The organism is Methanoculleus thermophilus (assembly GCF_001571405.1).
Lineage (GTDB): Archaea > Halobacteriota > Methanomicrobia > Methanomicrobiales > Methanoculleaceae > Methanoculleus > Methanoculleus thermophilus.
Genome location: NZ_BCNX01000004.1, coordinates 1 through 14,776, shown reverse-complemented (window position 1 = coordinate 14,776; position 14,776 = coordinate 1). Strand labels below are relative to the sequence as shown.

Genomic DNA, 14,776 nt, shown 5'->3' with positions numbered 1-14,776 from the left:
TATGGTAGACGACGGAACGCCCGCAGAAGTTATCGAGATCATCGGCACGACCGGCATGCATGGCGAAGCCAAGCAGGTCAAGTGCCGGGTCCTCGATGGCCCGAACAAGGGGCGGATCATCACCCGCAACACCATGGGCCCCATCAGGGAAGGTGACATCCTCTCGCTGCTTGAGACCGAACGTGAGGCCAAGAAACTCTCGAGGCGGTAACCATGGTCGACAAATACATCTGCAGTTTCTGTGGAGAGCCCCTCGAGCCCGGTACCGGTAAGATGTTTGTCCGCAAAGACGGGACCGTTTACTACTTCTGCAGCACAAAGTGCCAGAACAATTACCGGCTCGGCCGGGTGCCCCGCCGTGTCGAGTGGACCGCAGCGGGACGCAAGGCACGTGGCAAAGAGTGATCAGCATGGATCGCACCTTTGTGATGGTCAAACCCGACGGTGTCCAGCGCGGACTTATCGGGGAGTTCATCTCCCGGTTTGAGGCAAAGGGGCTCAAACTCGTAGGGGCAAAACTCGAACGTCTCTCCAAGGAGAGAGTGATTGAGCAGTACCGGGAACACCTGGAGAAACCCTTCTTCCCGGGTCTTGCATCCTACATAATGAGCGGACCCTGTTTCCTGATGGCCTGGGAAGGGAAAGATGCTGTTGCGGTCGTCCGCAGGATGATCGGCGCCACAAATCCTGCCGAGGCTGCACCGGGCTCCATCCGGGGTGACTTCGCCCTTGATATCGGACGGAACGTGATCCACGCATCCGACTCCCCCGAGAGCGCCGCCCGCGAGCTTGGTATTCACTTCGCTCCCGATGAGCTGATCGATTACTCCCGGATCGACGAATCCGTTCTCTACGAGTAAAGAGTGAAACCGCCGAATGCCGGCGGAAAAACAACCTTTTTCACGAGCGTCCGGTCGGGCAGCGGCGCATGGGGCAATACCCAGATGCCAGCAGGAACTCCATCGTCCCACCGCACCCAAACCGCAAGCATTGCTTGTCGCACCGGCAACCCTGCACGCTAGAGCCTGCCGGTGGAAAAATCCTTGCCAAAGCCGATTTCCGCGGATAAAATAAAGAGCAACCATCCTTCTGCTAAACCACAACAGATAATATCGAATCCGCCGCATACCTGATCATCAATGGCAGATCTCCTGAGTTTTGCGCTGCTGAGTTTCTCTTCGATCATCATCGTAGTGAACCCGCTCGCAGCCACCCTGATCTTCGTCTCTCTCACCGGGACGCTGGATAAGGTTGCAAGACTCAAGATCGCAGGTGAGGCAAACCGGTTCGCCCTGATCATTCTGTTGCTCTTCGCCGTCGCCGGCGGCTGGATACTGCAACTCTTTGGGATCACCATCGAGGCATTCCGCATCGCCGGTGGTCTCCTCCTCTTCGGCATCGGCATGGACATGGTCTATGCAAAGACCTCACGGACGAAGATGACAGCAACCGAGAAGTACGAGAGGCAGGATGCAGACGATATTGCAATCATGCCGCTCGCTATCCCGATGATCGCGGGACCCGGGGCCATCACATCCGTGATCGTACTGATGAACGAGGCAATAGTGATGGGAGCTGCTGCCATTGCAATCGTGATACTCGCCGCCGTCACGGCAATCGGACTCACCTACGCCATGATGCAGCGCTCTGACGATATCGTCCGGCGCATCGGCCAGCGGGAGTACCGTGCAGTCAACCGGCTGATGGGTATGCTACTCATCGCAATTGCGGTCCAGTTCATCATTATAGGACTCAAAACCGCGTTCCCCATACTATCTGGAGGTACCATATGAAGTATCATGACCTAATACTTCCCGGGGTGGTCCTCGTCAGTACCTGCATTATCATAGCGGGGGCCCTCATCGGAGCACAGACGTTTGCAGTCCCTATCCCCTTTACCCCGTACATCATGGTGATACTCGCCGCTCTCGTCGTCATCGGGGCCACAATGCTTGTTCTCTCCAGCCGGAGCCTGGAGGTAGAGTCGCCGCAGCGATGACAGAGATAGCGCTTGCCCAGGTTGCCGGTGGTCGTGAGAACAGGCCTGCAATGCTAGGGGTCGTCGACAGGATGGCCAAAGAGGCCGCAACAGCCGGAGCGTCGCTCATCTGCTTTCCCGAGCAGTTCGTGACCGGGTGGTCCCCAAAGATCCCGAACGAGGCTGGAGAGCCCCTGGGCGGGCCGCTCACCACCACGTTTGGCGAGATCGCCGAGAAAAACGGCATAGCAATTGTCGGATCCATCATCGAGACTGGGCAGGGAGACCGTCCCAAGAATACCGTCGTGGTGCTCGGTCCAGACGGGGATATCCTTGCAACCTACGCAAAGATTCACCTCTTTTCTCCCGGAAGGGAGGACTGCAACTACACGGCGGGCGACCATATCGCGACCTTCGTCGTTGACGGGACGACCTTTGGACTTGCCGTCTGCTATGACCTTCGTTTCCCCGAACTCTTCCGCATTTATGCACTCGCCGGAGTCGAGTGTGTCCTGGTCCCCGCCGCATGGCCTTGCTGCCGGATTCACCACTGGGAGATCCTGCTCCCTGCACGGGCTCTCGAAAACCGTTACTACGTGGCCGGGGTCAACACAGCCCAAGGTCCAGATGGGACCTACTGCGGCAGATCGCTCGCCACAGATCCAGACGGCACAGTCATAGCCCGCGGAGGGGAGGGAGAAGAACTTCTCATGGCGAGGATCGACCCGACAAAGGTTCATGAATCCCGATTAAGCCTTCCTTCACTTTCAGACCGCAAAAGTGACCTTTATCAGAGACTGCTCTCAAAACTGTAGAGATATTCAATGCGGGGTGATCAGCACGTATCGCTCAGTCTCGCGACGGCAGGGCTCCTTATCGCCCCTCTCGTCACCACCATCGACCCAGTTCTGATCGCCGTCCTCCTCTTCGGCGTCTTCATCGGATCGCTTGCACCGGACGCCGACGCCGCCGATGCGGCAATATTTAACGGCCGGATCGGCGGGGTGAGAGGGAAGAAAGGACAGATTCTAAACGGCTTTGCGGTTGTACTTCCAATCTTCGGCTATACCATCAGGTACCTCATTTATTACCCACTGTCCCTGATATTCTCGCTGATCCTGCGGAAGAGTTACCATCATCGGCACCGGGGACTGCTCCACTCGCTCCCAGGTGTCGGGCTGACATCTCTCATCCTCACCGTATACCTGCTCCTCATCTTCACCTGGCTGGGTGTATCCCCGAGGTTCCTTCCAGCCTTTGGATGCGCGTTCTTTGCAGGGTGCATCCTCCACCTCATGGAGGACACCTGCACCCCGGGCGGTGTTGCCTGGCTCTACCCCTTCTCCCGGCGGCGGATAGCGGGCCACGTCAAGACACAGGGGAACCTGGAGGTTCGCCCAGCAGCCTTCACCATCGTACTTGCCCTGACGGCGGTCGGGATACTCATCGCGCCGCTCGTGACCACCGCATCACCGGAGGATCTCTGGTATCTTGCGCTCGCCGCCACCTCAATTCTCTGGCTCTTCTTCATACTCGTAAGCCGCGTCCGGCCGCAACGACGCCGATGAGGAGATTCGTGCGCGGCCCGGCCCAGGGCAAGGAACCATACCTATACGTATTTGGGCGATCAACGATTTTTTATGTACCATCTCGTCTGCGTTCATTGTGGTGCAACCTACACATCAGACCAGATAATCTATACGTGCAACCGTTGCGGACACCTCCTGACCGTTGAGTATGACCTGGACAGCATTGATGTCTCTAGGAGCGAGTGGAACCGGCGCCCCATCTCAGTCTGGCGCTATCGTGAACTCCTCCCGGTTCAGGGCGAGCCGATAACCCTTCAGGAAGGCGGCACACCGCTCTATCACCTAAAGAATATAGGAAAGGAACTTGGCCTCCCCGAACTCTACGCCAAACACGAGGGAATGAACCCGACCGGCTCGTTTAAAGACCGGGGGATGACCGTAGGTGTCAGTATGGCCTGGGAACTCGGGATGTCGACCGTCGCCTGCGCAAGTACCGGGAACACCTCTGCAAGCCTTGCTGCCTACGCGGCAAAGGGTGGCATACCCTGTGTCGTCCTCCTGCCCGCGGGAAAAGTGGCCCTCGGCAAGATCGCCCAGGCCCTGATGCACGGTGCCCGGGTCATATCCATCCGCGGCAACTTTGATAAGGCGCTCGAGATGGTACACGAACTCTGTATCAGCCAGGGCATCTACCTCTTAAACTCGGTCAACCCCTACCGACTGGAGGGGCAGAAGACAATCGGGTTTGAAGCGATCGATCAACTCGGCGGCGAGGTGCCCGACCGGCTGGTCCTCCCCGTCGGAAATGCAGGGAACATCTCCGCTGTCTACAAAGGACTTAAGGAACTTGAAGCCCTCGGGTTCATCGACCGGCTGCCGATGATGACCGGAATCCAGGCGGCCGGATCACAACCGGTGGTGAGAGCAATACAGCAGAACCTCGATGTGCTGGTCCCTGAGACCGCGCCCGAGACCGTTGCGACCGCAATACGGATCGGGGCCCCGGTGAACGCAGAAAAAGCGCTCGTCGCCATCCGGGCGACCGGTGGAACGGCAGCGGCCGTGACCGATGAGGAGATCCTTGCCATGCAGCGCGACCTTGCAAGAAAAGAGGGGATCGGGGTCGAACCCGCCTCCGCAGCCTCAGTCGCCGGAGTAAGGAAACTCGCCGAAGAAGGACTGATCGATAAGGATGAGCGGATCGTTTGTGTGGTGACCGGTCATCTCTTAAAAGATCCTGAAACAGTGATACGACAATGCGAGCCCCCCATCGAGATCGACGCAGACCTGCACTCGCTACTCTCTGTCTTGCGCTGATACTGATCTGCGCCCCGGCAGCGGCAGAGGAAGCCACCTTCCGGGTACTCCCGGGCGGCACTGCCTATGAAGCCTCGATCGTGGTCACGGGAAGCGAGCACACACTATGGAGTCCGGGAGTCCTCGGAGAGCGGGTGCCGCTCCAGGTCGAGGATCTGAAGGTGCTCGGTCCGGATGGCCCGGTCGAGTACCAGGACGCAGGTCGGGGTGTCATCACCTTCCCTGAAGGGAACTACACCATTACCTACCGGGCTCCCGTGAGGGACAACTACCTTGTTGCGGCGCTCGATAAGCCGTATGCCATAACTATCAGCCTCCCGGAAGGGTTTGATGTCAGAAATCCGCTCATTGGCATGATCAGTCCGGGAGGCACCATCTCATCCGGGCCAAACGGCACCACGGAGGTATCCTGGGATCAGATCGCGGTTGCAGAGGTTCGCTTCTACTCCCCCGAACGCGAGATCCTGCTCACCACCTTCGGCACCATATGGCTCACGATCGCGCTCGTCCTGCTCCTCCCCCTCGTCATATCATCGTGGAGGAGAGAGGGATGATCGATGTCATTGCCGCATCGTTCCTGATAGGCATCTCCGGGGCCGCGTCCCCCGGCCCCATGACCGCCTCGGTCCTCGGCCTTGGCGCGCGGCGACCGGCGCCGTTCGTTGCGGGGCTTATTGCGGGGCACGGCATTCCTGAAGCCCTTATGGTCGCAGCCGTAGCCTATGGCGTGCGCGATATCCCGCATATCAACCTCATTGCCCTTCTCGGGTCAGGGGTACTCATCGCGCTCGGGGTCGGGCAGTTCCTCCATGCAAATGAGAACGTCGTCGCGAAGGAGGAGACCGGGGCACCGGTCGTCTTCGGAATGGCCTGCACACTCGGCAACCCCTACTGGTGGGTCTGGTGGCTCACGTTCGGTGTCGGATTTCTTGCACTTCATCCGTCGTTCGTCGAGTTCTATCTCGGACACATCGGTGCGGATATTCTCTGGCTCGGGCTCCTTGCCATTGCAGTCTCACGGGGAGCAAACGTGCTCGGCCGCCATTACAAAAAAGTAGTGCAGGCGAGCGGACTCGCCATGGTTATCTTCGGGCTGTACTTTATTCTGACGATTCTTTCCGCTTGATGTCGATCCCGAACCGCTCGGCGTTGGTATCGGCGATCGCCTGGATCTGCGCGATCACGTCGTCACGTCGTGATGGCTTGAAGAGGTGCCGGAAACGCTTCTGTTTCGCGAGGTACTCCTCGACCGGCTTGCGCCTCACCTTCTTTGCCTTCTCGACCACGCCGTTGACCATCTCGTAGTTCACCCAGAGACCGGTATCGATGGCGAGCTTGGCCATGGCAAGCGTCTCGCCGGATTCAAAGCCCCAGCCTGTGCAACAGGGTGTGTGCACCTGGATGTAGCAGGGACCGGGGGTGTTGATAGCACGCTCAACCTTCTGAACGAAGTCGTTCGGATAGGCGATCGATGCAGTCGCGACATACGGCGCACCATGAGCGGCGAGGATCGCGGGCATATCCTTCTTCGGACGCGGGTTGCCAAGCGAACACGACCCGGCCGGGCTCGTTGTGGTGCTCGCCCCATACGGCGTCGCGCCCGAACGCTGGATACCCGTATTCATGTAGGCCTCGTTGTCATAGCAGATGTAGGTGATGTCATGACCGTGCTCGAAGGCTCCGCTGATACAGAGCATCCCGATGTCGAGCGTGGACCCATCGCCGCAGATGCAGACGACCTTCTCGTTGCGGCCCTGCTTCTTCAGCGCAGCCTCGATGCCCGATGCAACCGCCGCAGGGTTCTCAAAGAGCGAGTGGATCCAGGGAACGCCCCACGCGGTCTCCGGGTAGGGCGTCGAGAAGACCTCCATGCATCCCGTCGCGGCGACGACGATGACATTCTTCCCGGTTGCCTTGAGGATGAGCCGGGCCGCAAGCGCCGGACCGCATCCTGCGCACGCCCGGTGCCCTGCCGAGAAGAGTTCACATCCCCCTCCTTCTACCTCGGCCATTCAGAGCACCTCCGTCCGTAGTCCATAGAACATATCTCCTTTCCCCTTCTCAGCAAGGTCGACGATCGCAGCGATATCGCGTTTCCGAACGTCACGTCCACCGAGAGCAATGATGTAGTCGTAGACGGCCGCACCAGAACCATAGAGAGCCGCCTTCACCTCGGTGCCGACCGCACCGCCGTTACCTAGCGAGATGTTCTTGTCGAGCACCGCCACCGTCGAGACGCCGCTTAAGGCAGCCGCGATCTCAGGGGCCGGGAACGGCCGGAACGTCCGGATCTTTAAGAGCCCGACCTTTCGTCCTTGTTCGCGCATCTCGTCGATAGCATCCTTTACAGTGCCACAGATAGAGCCCATGGCGACGAGCGCGGTATCGGCGTCATCGAGGCGGTAACCCTCGACGAGAGCAGAGTAGTCCCTGCCGAAGTGCTCACCGAACTCGCGTCCGGCCCTGATGATCGCCTGCTTGGCCCGCTGCATCGCCCGGTCGATCTCGTAGCGGAACTCCATGTAGTACTCGGGTGTTGCATACATCCCAAAACTCAGCGGGTTTGCAGCGTCAAGCCTCTGGTATGGGGTGAACGCAGGCAGGTAGGCATCGACCTCTTCCTGGGATGGCATAGCGACCGGCTCGTAGGTATGCGAGAGGATGAACCCATCAAAGCAGACAAACGCCGGGAGGAGGATGTCATGGTCTTCACAGACACGGTACGCGATCATATGGAGATCGACCGTCTCCTGGTTGTCCTCCGCGTAGAACTGCATCCATCCGGAGTCACGCAGGGCAATCGAATCCTGCTGATCGTTCCAGATCGAGAGCGGCGCACCAAGGGACCGATTTGCAATGGTCATCACGACCGGCTGGCGCATACCGGCCACGTTAAAGCAGACCTCAAACATCAGGGCAAGCCCCTGGGAGGTCGTTGCCGAGTAGACCCGTGAACCTGCAGCGCTTGCACCAAGACAGGCAGAGAGAGCTGAAAACTCACTCTCGACCGTGATGTACTCGGCATCGAGCTCACAGTTCGCCACCATCTGTGCAAGATCTTCGACGATGTGCGTCTGCGGTGTGATCGGGTAGGCTGCGATCACCTGCGGGCGGCAACGTTTCACGATCTCGGCCACCGCATGTGACCCTTCCATAAACTCCAGCATTATTTCTCCTCCTTCTCCATCCGGATGCTTTTCTTCGGACAGATCTCCGCGCAAATGCCGCATCCCTTACAGTAGTCGAGATCTGGTTCAAATGTGCCTTCTTCCGTCTCGCGGACGCACCCTTCCGGGCACACCATAGCGCACATCCCGCATCTCGAGCACTTCTCAGGCTCAAACACCGGTTTGAAGACCCGCCATGCACCGGTCTTATTCTCAGTCGCCCGGCCTGGAGCCGCGACACACCCGACCCGCAGCGCCATTATGCAGCACCCCCGAGCTGGCGGTACGCGCGCTCTGCTGCTCGGACATTCTTATCGGCCATACTCCCTGAGAACCGATTGTGCAGTGCATGTTCAAGGGATTCGAACTTGATCTCACCGGTGGCCGCGGCGAAAGCGCCCATCAGGGTTGTATTGGTGATGGGCACGCCCAGTTCCTCGAGAGCAATGGTCGTCGCATCGATGGTATAAACCTTCACGCCTTCCGGGACCCGGGAATCGAAATCGGTTTTCTCAGTGTTGATGATAGCGACACCCCCTGATTTCATGCCCATAAAGACATCAACATCTCCAATCAGGGTTGGGTCCTGCACAATGATGTAGTCAGGCTCGTATATCTGGCTGCGCAGCCGGATTTTTTTATCACTGAAGCGGACGAATGCCTGAACAGGGGCACCTCGTCGCTCTACGCCAAAGGCCGGGAATGCCTGGGCATACATGCCGCCCTCGAATGCCGCAAAAGCAATGAGTTCAGCGGCGGTCACGGAACCCTGACCCCCTCTGCCATGAATGCGTAACTCTCTCAAACAAAAACCCCCTTTAAATGTTAATGATTAATAATATAAATAAACTGACACCCATCTGGACCCGTCGGAGTCGTGGGCATCTTGAAACATCCGTTGCCTCGCAGACACCATAACTTTTGCCGGTGGCAGGAGTCTGTGCAGGGGAGATATCGAGGTAAACCCAGTTCACTGGACATTCGCAAGCCGGCTCTTGAGATCCTCAGGGGTACAGTGCCGCACTTCCATCAGGGCTGATACGACTGCGTCGGAGAATACCAGCGCCGCTATCTCAAAGAGCGTCCCAAGCGGGGCAAACGACCCCGATATCGATCGGTACTGCCCGGTGAGTTGACGGATCTCAAAATCCCGTGGGATATCCGGGTTTTTGAACCGATCACTCCCGATCTCGACGATGCAGTCAGCTATGCGCCCGATATGTGAGTTGGGTGTTGATGTGATAAGACAGATCCTTCCCCCAATCTCTCTCGCGGTCTCGCAGGCATCCACAACCGACTGCGTCTCCCCTGAGCCTGAGACCGCGACAAGGACATCCTCCGGCCCAAACGCGGGTGTGATCGTCTCACCGATGACATAACTCTCAAACCCAAGGTGCATCAAACGCTGGGCGAACGCCCGTGCCACGAGGCCGGAACGGCCGGCGCCAGCGAGGTATATCCGTTTCGCGCTGAGAATCTCATTGAGGAACTGGTTTGCGCCCTCCTCATCTATAGAGCGTGCCGCCTCTTCGAGGCGCGACGTCATCATGAGCATAAGATCAGCGATACTGGGGCAGTCGAGCGGCATGCTTCGTGCGGATCCTCCGTTATTTCACTATACCCCTGCACCATATAAAGGAATACGAAGCCGGAAGGGTTCACCGCTCCACCGCGAGTCCGAGGATCCCGGTCGCACCCGAGAAGACATCGCGAGCGATCCGGGCGAGCCCCCGGGCCGCACACCACTCGTCATAGACGGTTACCTTTCGGGAGAGGAGGGCTTCCACACCAGGCGCAATGGCGGGCGCCATGGAGCCCGCGAGAGCGACTTTCGCCCCGGGGTTTAGGAGAAGCATCGCGGCGCATTCCATTGCGGCAAACATGGCCATCGTCTCCACCCGTAGATCCGGAGGCATCGTATGGTCCACGCCCGCATGGAGGAAGGCGTCGTTTGCGGTGGAGTCGCCATGATCAATCCGCCGGATAGCATCCACGTCAAGAGGACCGTGCTGCGTGCCGGGCGCAAAGATGCAGGCATCGAACGCGCCGGTGATCCGGCCGCCGGTCACAAGAAGGGTGACGGTGTTCGAACTCGCGTCGCAGACCACGACATCTTCACCGAGATTGTGAACAACCTCATACAGGATCCCGATCTTTTCCGGGCTCGCCTGGTGGGAGTATACCTTAAACCGCGGATCGGTCGGCGACCCACGGTGAAGCCCGGGAATGACGATGGCCGGTAGACCGCTCTCTTTGATCGCGTCGTAGACCCGGGTCCCGCCGCCGATGTGCTTGCCGGCCCCCTCCTGAGATACGACGCCACGGTTGCGAACCTTCCTGATATCGGTGATGGCCGAGATACCATCGCCCATTGAGTAGCAGACGGCGATACCCTCGATCTCGTCGAGGGGGGCGAGACGCTCAAGGTCTTCGACCGAGAAATTCCGGGCCTCCTCGCGAGAGATCTTAAATTCCGCACTTCCGCTGGAGAAACGCATCGCAGTAGTGCCGTGGTCGATGCCAATGAACATTATATTCCGTTACACCTCTGGGTGAAAGTAAGTTACTGGATCGTCCGGTACATTGAGACAGGAATCAGGCCGTCCTGGCCTGATACCGTCTCTTTGCGAACTCCACCGCGCCGACGATGACGAGACCGACGAGGAAGAAGACCCAGCCACCGGTCAGCATATCACCGGCCGCAGCCCCTTTATCCCAGAGCATCCTCGCCGAACCGAGCATCAGCCCCGTAAGCAGCGCAAGCATCGCCCCCGGATAGGTTGCAAGGAGGTACTTGAGGGCTTTGGTGAAGAGGAGGAGCCCCACAACACCGCCGGCGATATAGGAGATGATCTCGGGGAGCGAGAATGACCGGAGCGCCGCAAGCATGAACTCGTACTGGTTGAGGACGAGGGTCATGTAAGCCCCTGAGATCCCGGGGAGGACCATGGCGCAGAGCGCCACCATTCCGGTGAAGAAGAGGATCGGGAGGGAGTGACCTATATCAAGGTGACCGAGGCCCCCGAGGAGGTAGCCGGCGATATAGGAGATGATCTCGGGGAGCGAGAATGACCGGAGCGCCGCAAGCATGAACTCGTACTGGTTGAGGACGAGGGTCATGTAAGCCCCTGAGATCCCGGGGAGGACCATGGCGCAGAGCGCCACCATTCCGGTGAAGAAGAGGATCGGGAGGGAGTGACCTATATCAAGGTGACCGAGGCCCCCGAGGAGGTAGCCGGCGCCAGTCCCGACGATGAGGTAAGCGACGGTGGCTGCATTCGGAGAACGGATCTCGAGGAATATAGCCACCGCAGAAGCGAGGATCAGGCCAAGGAAGAAGGAGTAGGTTGCTACCGGGTAGTCGGAGAGGAGGGTAAGGATCACCCCGGACATCAGAAGGAATGCAGTGCCGATGCCGGCAAGGAGAACGATGAGGAACGGGATGTCAATCTTCTCGATATCGGCCCGGAAAGATCTAAAATCGCCTCGAAAGAGGTGCTTTACCGAGGCAGGGTCGATACTCCCGATGGCCCCGACCAGCCGCTCATAAATTCCTGTAATAAGAGCGATCGTCCCACCTGACACTCCAGGGATGACATCGCAGGCCCCCATCGCGAGACCGCGCAGGTAGATCCCGGCATATTCCCGGAGGCCCTGTCCCCGGTTCATGACCCAACTCCCCGGGATTTTATGCAGGCAATATTATCACTACAACTGACGGAGAGTTGTGCGCCCAAGGCAGCCAAAGAACGCCCGATCTCATTCAGGATGTGTACCACTCTCAATTCAACTACTCCTTATCAAACCTATATAGATGGACTCACGACAAATATGCTCCCATTGAGAGACGCCAAATCGTAGAATGACTCACGTAGAATGACTCATCCGCGAGCATTAACCTTTCCCCACTCACAGGAGTTCGGCGTTCCCGCATGAGAGGCGCTTTTCGCTGCGAAAGGAGGAGGAGAAGAGAGTAAGACACACCACATCCCATCACCGCTCCCTGCTCCTTTCACCTTCCTGCAGGACTCACGGCAACCAGGCTTCGAGGCTTCGCTCTCCGATTCGGCCGACCGACCGAACGCTGATGGATGAGTGGTCTCATCCAGTAACCCTATAGCATGGGAGAGATACTATTCTATGATGTTCTGTATCGTAACGGGTGGTGCCGGCTTCATCGGTTCCCACGTCGTCGATGCTCTGGTCGCGGCGGGGAACGACGTACTGGTCATCGACGACTGTAGCGCAGGCACCGAGAAGAACCTCGCACACCACGCAGCAAGCGGAAAGGTCACCTTCATCAAGCAGAACCTGCTCGATGATGGCTGGCAAGAGCGCTTCCACGGAGCCGACCGGGTCTACCACATCGCTGCAGATCCCGATGTGCGTCAGAGCGCCGTAACCCCGGACTCGCAGTTGCGAAACAACGTCATCGCCACGTACCGGGTGCTCGAGGCAATGCGGGCATACGATGTTCCGGAACTGGTCTTCACCTCGACCTCAACCGTTTACGGGGATGCCGCTGTCATCCCGACACCGGAGACCTACACACCTCTTGAACCGATATCCGTCTATGGCGCGACGAAACTTGCCTGCGAAGCGCTCATATCCGCATACTGTCACTCGTTTGAGATGACGTCGTGGATCTACCGGTTTGCAAACATCATCGGTGAGAGGAGCGGGCATGGGGTCATCTCCGACTTCATCAGGAAACTCCGCGAGAACCCGCAGGAACTCGAGATCCTCGGCGACGGGAGACAGACTAAGTCTTACCTGGAGGTCAGAGAGTGCGTCCGCGCCGTCCAGTTCGGGATCGAGCACTCGCATGACCCGGTCAACATCTTCAACATCGGCTCAGAAGACTGGATCGACGTCGTCACCATCGCTGATATCGTTGTAGAGGAGATGGGTCTCTCCGGTGTTCGGTACCGGTTCACCGGCGGCGCTCGCGGCTGGGTAGGCGATGTGCCGAGGATGCAACTCTCGGTCGAGAAACTCAAGGCTCTTGGCTGGAAGTGCAACACTACATCAGAAGAGAGCGTGCGCACAGCGGTCCGCGCCATGCTCGGGTAGGGGAGGGCGACAACCCAATCAATCTACTTCAATAACAGCCAAATCTACATTTCAGGCACCATCAGAGATGCATAAGGGATTTACATGAAATACATAGTCATTCTCGGGGATGGCATGGCGGATGAGCCGCTTGCCGAACTGGGGGGTAAAACGCCCCTTGAATATGCAGATACACCGAATATGGACAGGATCGCCCGGGAAGGCCGATCTGGAATGCTCCGAACCGTGCCGGATGAATTCGAGCCGGGCAGTGACGTCGCGAACCTCTCCATTCTGGGCTACGACCCCCGCATATCCTACACCGCGAGGGGACCGCTCGAAGCGGCCAGCATGGGGATCGAACTCGAGAATGGAGAGATGGCCTACCGGTGCAATCTGGTCACGATCCTGGATGGCATGATGGTGGACTTCAACGCCGGGCATATATCCAGCGCCGAGGGTGCTGAACTCCTCCGGGACCTTGACGCTCAGCTTGAGGGTGTCAGAGTCTACCCGGGGGTCGGTTACCGGAACCTGATGGTGGTCCCGGGAGCGTGCGGCTCCGTTACCACCGCCCCCCACGATATCGTCGGTAGATCCATCGAAGATTACCTCCCAAGGGGGGGCGACGCCGACATCCTCCTCGACTGCATGGAGCGGTCACGGGCGATCTTTGCCGACCACCCGGTCAACCTGCGCCGCCTGCGGGAGGGGAAGGCACCGGCCACCGAGATCTGGCCGTGGAGCGGCGGGAGGAGGCCGTCGCTTACACCCTTCCATGAGAAGTACGGCCTTACCGGCGGGATGATATCAGCAGTCGATCTCCTCTGCGGGATCGCCCATCTTGCCGGAATGGAGGTGATCCACGTCCCCGGCGCCACCGGGTTCCTCGATACGGATTATGAGGCCAAGGCCCGATACGCAGTCGATGCCCTTGACCGCCTTGACTTCGTCTACATGCACGTTGAGGCCCCTGACGAAGCAGGGCATATGGGAAGCGTGGAGGAGAAGGTGCGGGCGATTGAGCGGCTCGACGAAGCGATCGGGATCATCCTCGACCGGCCCGACACGACCGTTGCGGTCCTTCCCGATCACCCCACACCGATACGATACAAGACCCATACCAGAGATCCGGTACCTTTTGCGGTGCTCGGGAAAGGAAGAGACGAAGTCTCGAGATTCTCTGAAAACGAGGCACGGGAGGGATCGTTTGGACTCATGCAGGCGACGGACTTCCTTACTCGGCTCTTCTCAAAGTAAACTTCCCTGCAATCACCCGAACCCCATACCATTTTTGTATGTAATCTCCTCGTCAACCGCCCATCAGGTGTGATACGGGGATTCAAGAGGGACAAGGTAGCCATGCAGCACCTGGGGGAGGCCGGCGCTGCCTGTTCGGGCATGAGTTCGCTCGGTCCGATGGTCTACGCCATCGGGGGTTCCAACATGGGGATGTGACCGGGCTGCGGCGGAGGTGCTCGGGGACCAGGAGACGGTGCTGTTTTGCGCCGGCAAAAAACATCGAGGCAAGCGTCCGGGAGGGATGAAAGGCAGGGGAACGCAGGACTTCTCAGAGTTGAGATGCGCCCACGATTATGGTTTTTCCGGCTCTGTTGAAACCCTCTAGTCGAGGGTCGGCTCCATCTGAGGGGAAAGATCTATAAAACCGTTGCTCCTTGTGTTAATGACGAAACCAACAACAAGGAGCAGAGTTAGTGTCGACGAATGGCTAT

19 protein-coding genes are annotated in these 14,776 nt (G+C 58.6%); 12 read left to right on the top strand and 7 right to left on the bottom strand.

What is annotated here, in order from left to right; translation table 11 throughout:
• Position 1 precedes the first annotated feature (1 nt).
• The 10 genes from MCUTH_RS01970 to MCUTH_RS01925 all read left to right on the top strand — a co-directional run bounded on the left by MCUTH_RS01970 (position 2) and on the right by MCUTH_RS01925 (position 5,950).
• Positions 2-211, top strand: coding sequence for a 30S ribosomal protein S28e (locus MCUTH_RS01970; protein ID WP_066954776.1), 210 nt, complete (start codon positions 2-4; stop codon positions 209-211).
• Between the two features lie 2 nt (positions 212-213).
• Positions 214-405 (top strand): 50S ribosomal protein L24e, encoded by a 192-nt coding sequence (locus MCUTH_RS01965; RefSeq protein WP_066954774.1) that lies wholly within the window; start codon positions 214-216, stop codon positions 403-405.
• Positions 406-410: 5 nt separating this feature from the next.
• Entirely contained in the window at positions 411-860 is a 450-nt protein-coding gene (ndk, locus tag MCUTH_RS01960) for a nucleoside-diphosphate kinase (protein WP_066955434.1), read from the top strand.
• Between the two features lie 279 nt (positions 861-1,139).
• On the top strand, positions 1,140-1,793 hold the full coding sequence (locus tag MCUTH_RS01955; RefSeq protein ID WP_066954771.1) for a MarC family protein: 654 nt from the start codon (positions 1,140-1,142) through the stop codon (positions 1,791-1,793).
• Positions 1,790-1,999 carry a hypothetical protein gene (locus MCUTH_RS01950; protein WP_066954768.1) on the top strand — a complete coding sequence of 70 codons (210 nt, stop codon included), beginning with the start codon at positions 1,790-1,792 and terminating at the stop codon, positions 1,997-1,999. Before MCUTH_RS01955 ends, MCUTH_RS01950 begins: the two co-directional genes overlap by 4 nt.
• On the top strand, positions 1,996-2,793 hold the full coding sequence (locus MCUTH_RS01945; protein WP_066954765.1) for a nitrilase-related carbon-nitrogen hydrolase: 798 nt from the start codon (positions 1,996-1,998) through the stop codon (positions 2,791-2,793). The genes MCUTH_RS01950 and MCUTH_RS01945 overlap by 4 nt, the downstream gene beginning before the upstream one ends.
• A 9-nt stretch (positions 2,794-2,802) precedes the next feature.
• Positions 2,803-3,546 carry a metal-dependent hydrolase gene (locus tag MCUTH_RS01940; protein ID WP_066954761.1) on the top strand — a complete coding sequence of 248 codons (744 nt, stop codon included), beginning with the start codon at positions 2,803-2,805 and terminating at the stop codon, positions 3,544-3,546.
• 72 nt (positions 3,547-3,618) lie between these two features.
• On the top strand, positions 3,619-4,824 hold the full coding sequence (gene thrC / locus MCUTH_RS01935) for a threonine synthase (protein WP_066954757.1): 1,206 nt from the start codon (positions 3,619-3,621) through the stop codon (positions 4,822-4,824).
• Positions 4,764-5,378 carry a DUF5803 family protein gene (locus MCUTH_RS01930; protein ID WP_083524722.1) on the top strand — a complete coding sequence of 205 codons (615 nt, stop codon included), beginning with the start codon at positions 4,764-4,766 and terminating at the stop codon, positions 5,376-5,378. The genes thrC and MCUTH_RS01930 overlap by 61 nt, the downstream gene beginning before the upstream one ends.
• Positions 5,375-5,950 carry a LysE family translocator gene (locus MCUTH_RS01925; RefSeq protein WP_066954754.1) on the top strand — a complete coding sequence of 192 codons (576 nt, stop codon included), beginning with the start codon at positions 5,375-5,377 and terminating at the stop codon, positions 5,948-5,950. Before MCUTH_RS01930 ends, MCUTH_RS01925 begins: the two co-directional genes overlap by 4 nt.
• Here the strand turns inward: MCUTH_RS01925 and MCUTH_RS01920 are convergent.
• From MCUTH_RS01920 to MCUTH_RS11685, 7 genes are all read right to left on the bottom strand, one after another.
• The gene (locus MCUTH_RS01920; RefSeq protein WP_066954751.1) at positions 5,925-6,836 is read right to left on the bottom strand and encodes a thiamine pyrophosphate-dependent enzyme; all 912 of its coding nucleotides are present in this window, start codon (positions 6,834-6,836) and stop codon (positions 5,925-5,927) included. The genes MCUTH_RS01925 and MCUTH_RS01920 overlap by 26 nt on opposite strands.
• Positions 6,837-7,991 (bottom strand): pyruvate ferredoxin oxidoreductase, encoded by a 1,155-nt coding sequence (porA, locus tag MCUTH_RS01915; protein ID WP_066954748.1) that lies wholly within the window; start codon positions 7,989-7,991, stop codon positions 6,837-6,839.
• Positions 7,991-8,251, bottom strand: a complete 261-nt coding sequence (locus MCUTH_RS01910) for a 4Fe-4S binding protein (protein WP_066954744.1) — start codon at positions 8,249-8,251, stop codon at positions 7,991-7,993. The genes porA and MCUTH_RS01910 overlap by 1 nt, the downstream gene beginning before the upstream one ends.
• Positions 8,251-8,796 (bottom strand): pyruvate ferredoxin oxidoreductase subunit gamma, encoded by a 546-nt coding sequence (locus MCUTH_RS01905; RefSeq protein WP_066954741.1) that lies wholly within the window; start codon positions 8,794-8,796, stop codon positions 8,251-8,253. The genes MCUTH_RS01910 and MCUTH_RS01905 overlap by 1 nt, the downstream gene beginning before the upstream one ends.
• Before the next feature lie 165 nt (positions 8,797-8,961).
• A complete protein-coding gene (hxlB, locus tag MCUTH_RS01900) occupies positions 8,962-9,579 on the bottom strand; it encodes a 6-phospho-3-hexuloisomerase (protein ID WP_066954739.1) in 618 nt (205 codons plus the stop codon).
• Positions 9,580-9,649: 70 nt separating this feature from the next.
• Complete coding sequence (locus MCUTH_RS01895; protein ID WP_066954737.1) at positions 9,650-10,522, bottom strand: methanogenesis marker 12 protein; 873 nt, start codon at positions 10,520-10,522, stop codon at positions 9,650-9,652.
• 64 nt (positions 10,523-10,586) lie between these two features.
• Positions 10,587-11,660 carry a DUF368 domain-containing protein gene (locus MCUTH_RS11685; RefSeq protein ID WP_066954734.1) on the bottom strand — a complete coding sequence of 358 codons (1,074 nt, stop codon included), beginning with the start codon at positions 11,658-11,660 and terminating at the stop codon, positions 10,587-10,589.
• A gap of 474 nt (positions 11,661-12,134) precedes the next feature.
• Here MCUTH_RS11685 and MCUTH_RS01885 point away from each other — a divergent pair, with 474 nt between their 5' ends.
• Both MCUTH_RS01885 and MCUTH_RS01880 read left to right on the top strand, forming a co-directional pair.
• A complete protein-coding gene (locus tag MCUTH_RS01885; protein WP_066955429.1) occupies positions 12,135-13,064 on the top strand; it encodes an NAD-dependent epimerase/dehydratase family protein in 930 nt (309 codons plus the stop codon).
• Between the two features lie 84 nt (positions 13,065-13,148).
• On the top strand, positions 13,149-14,303 hold the full coding sequence (locus MCUTH_RS01880; protein WP_066954730.1) for a cofactor-independent phosphoglycerate mutase: 1,155 nt from the start codon (positions 13,149-13,151) through the stop codon (positions 14,301-14,303).
• The last annotated feature ends 473 nt before the right edge of the window (positions 14,304-14,776 follow it).

Coding starts and splice junctions, on each gene's coding strand:
- MCUTH_RS01885 (WP_066955429.1), top strand. CDS start 12,135: ATGTTCTGTATCGTAACGGGTGGTGCCGGCTTCATCGGTTCCCACGTC.
- MCUTH_RS01955 (WP_066954771.1), top strand. CDS start 1,140: ATGGCAGATCTCCTGAGTTTTGCGCTGCTGAGTTTCTCTTCGATCATC.
- MCUTH_RS01925 (WP_066954754.1), top strand. CDS start 5,375: ATGATCGATGTCATTGCCGCATCGTTCCTGATAGGCATCTCCGGGGCC.
- MCUTH_RS01950 (WP_066954768.1), top strand. CDS start 1,790: ATGAAGTATCATGACCTAATACTTCCCGGGGTGGTCCTCGTCAGTACC.
- MCUTH_RS11685 (WP_066954734.1), bottom strand. CDS start 11,660: ATGAACCGGGGACAGGGCCTCCGGGAATATGCCGGGATCTACCTGCGC.
- MCUTH_RS01920 (WP_066954751.1), bottom strand. CDS start 6,836: ATGGCCGAGGTAGAAGGAGGGGGATGTGAACTCTTCTCGGCAGGGCAC.
- MCUTH_RS01970 (WP_066954776.1), top strand. CDS start 2: ATGGTAGACGACGGAACGCCCGCAGAAGTTATCGAGATCATCGGCACG.
- MCUTH_RS01880 (WP_066954730.1), top strand. CDS start 13,149: ATGAAATACATAGTCATTCTCGGGGATGGCATGGCGGATGAGCCGCTT.
- MCUTH_RS01930 (WP_083524722.1), top strand. CDS start 4,764: ATGCGAGCCCCCCATCGAGATCGACGCAGACCTGCACTCGCTACTCTC.
- hxlB (WP_066954739.1), bottom strand. CDS start 9,579: ATGCCGCTCGACTGCCCCAGTATCGCTGATCTTATGCTCATGATGACG.
- MCUTH_RS01945 (WP_066954765.1), top strand. CDS start 1,996: ATGACAGAGATAGCGCTTGCCCAGGTTGCCGGTGGTCGTGAGAACAGG.
- MCUTH_RS01910 (WP_066954744.1), bottom strand. CDS start 8,251: ATGGCGCTGCGGGTCGGGTGTGTCGCGGCTCCAGGCCGGGCGACTGAG.
- thrC (WP_066954757.1), top strand. CDS start 3,619: ATGTACCATCTCGTCTGCGTTCATTGTGGTGCAACCTACACATCAGAC.
- MCUTH_RS01965 (WP_066954774.1), top strand. CDS start 214: ATGGTCGACAAATACATCTGCAGTTTCTGTGGAGAGCCCCTCGAGCCC.
- MCUTH_RS01940 (WP_066954761.1), top strand. CDS start 2,803: ATGCGGGGTGATCAGCACGTATCGCTCAGTCTCGCGACGGCAGGGCTC.
- porA (WP_066954748.1), bottom strand. CDS start 7,991: ATGCTGGAGTTTATGGAAGGGTCACATGCGGTGGCCGAGATCGTGAAA.
- ndk (WP_066955434.1), top strand. CDS start 411: ATGGATCGCACCTTTGTGATGGTCAAACCCGACGGTGTCCAGCGCGGA.
- MCUTH_RS01895 (WP_066954737.1), bottom strand. CDS start 10,522: ATGTTCATTGGCATCGACCACGGCACTACTGCGATGCGTTTCTCCAGC.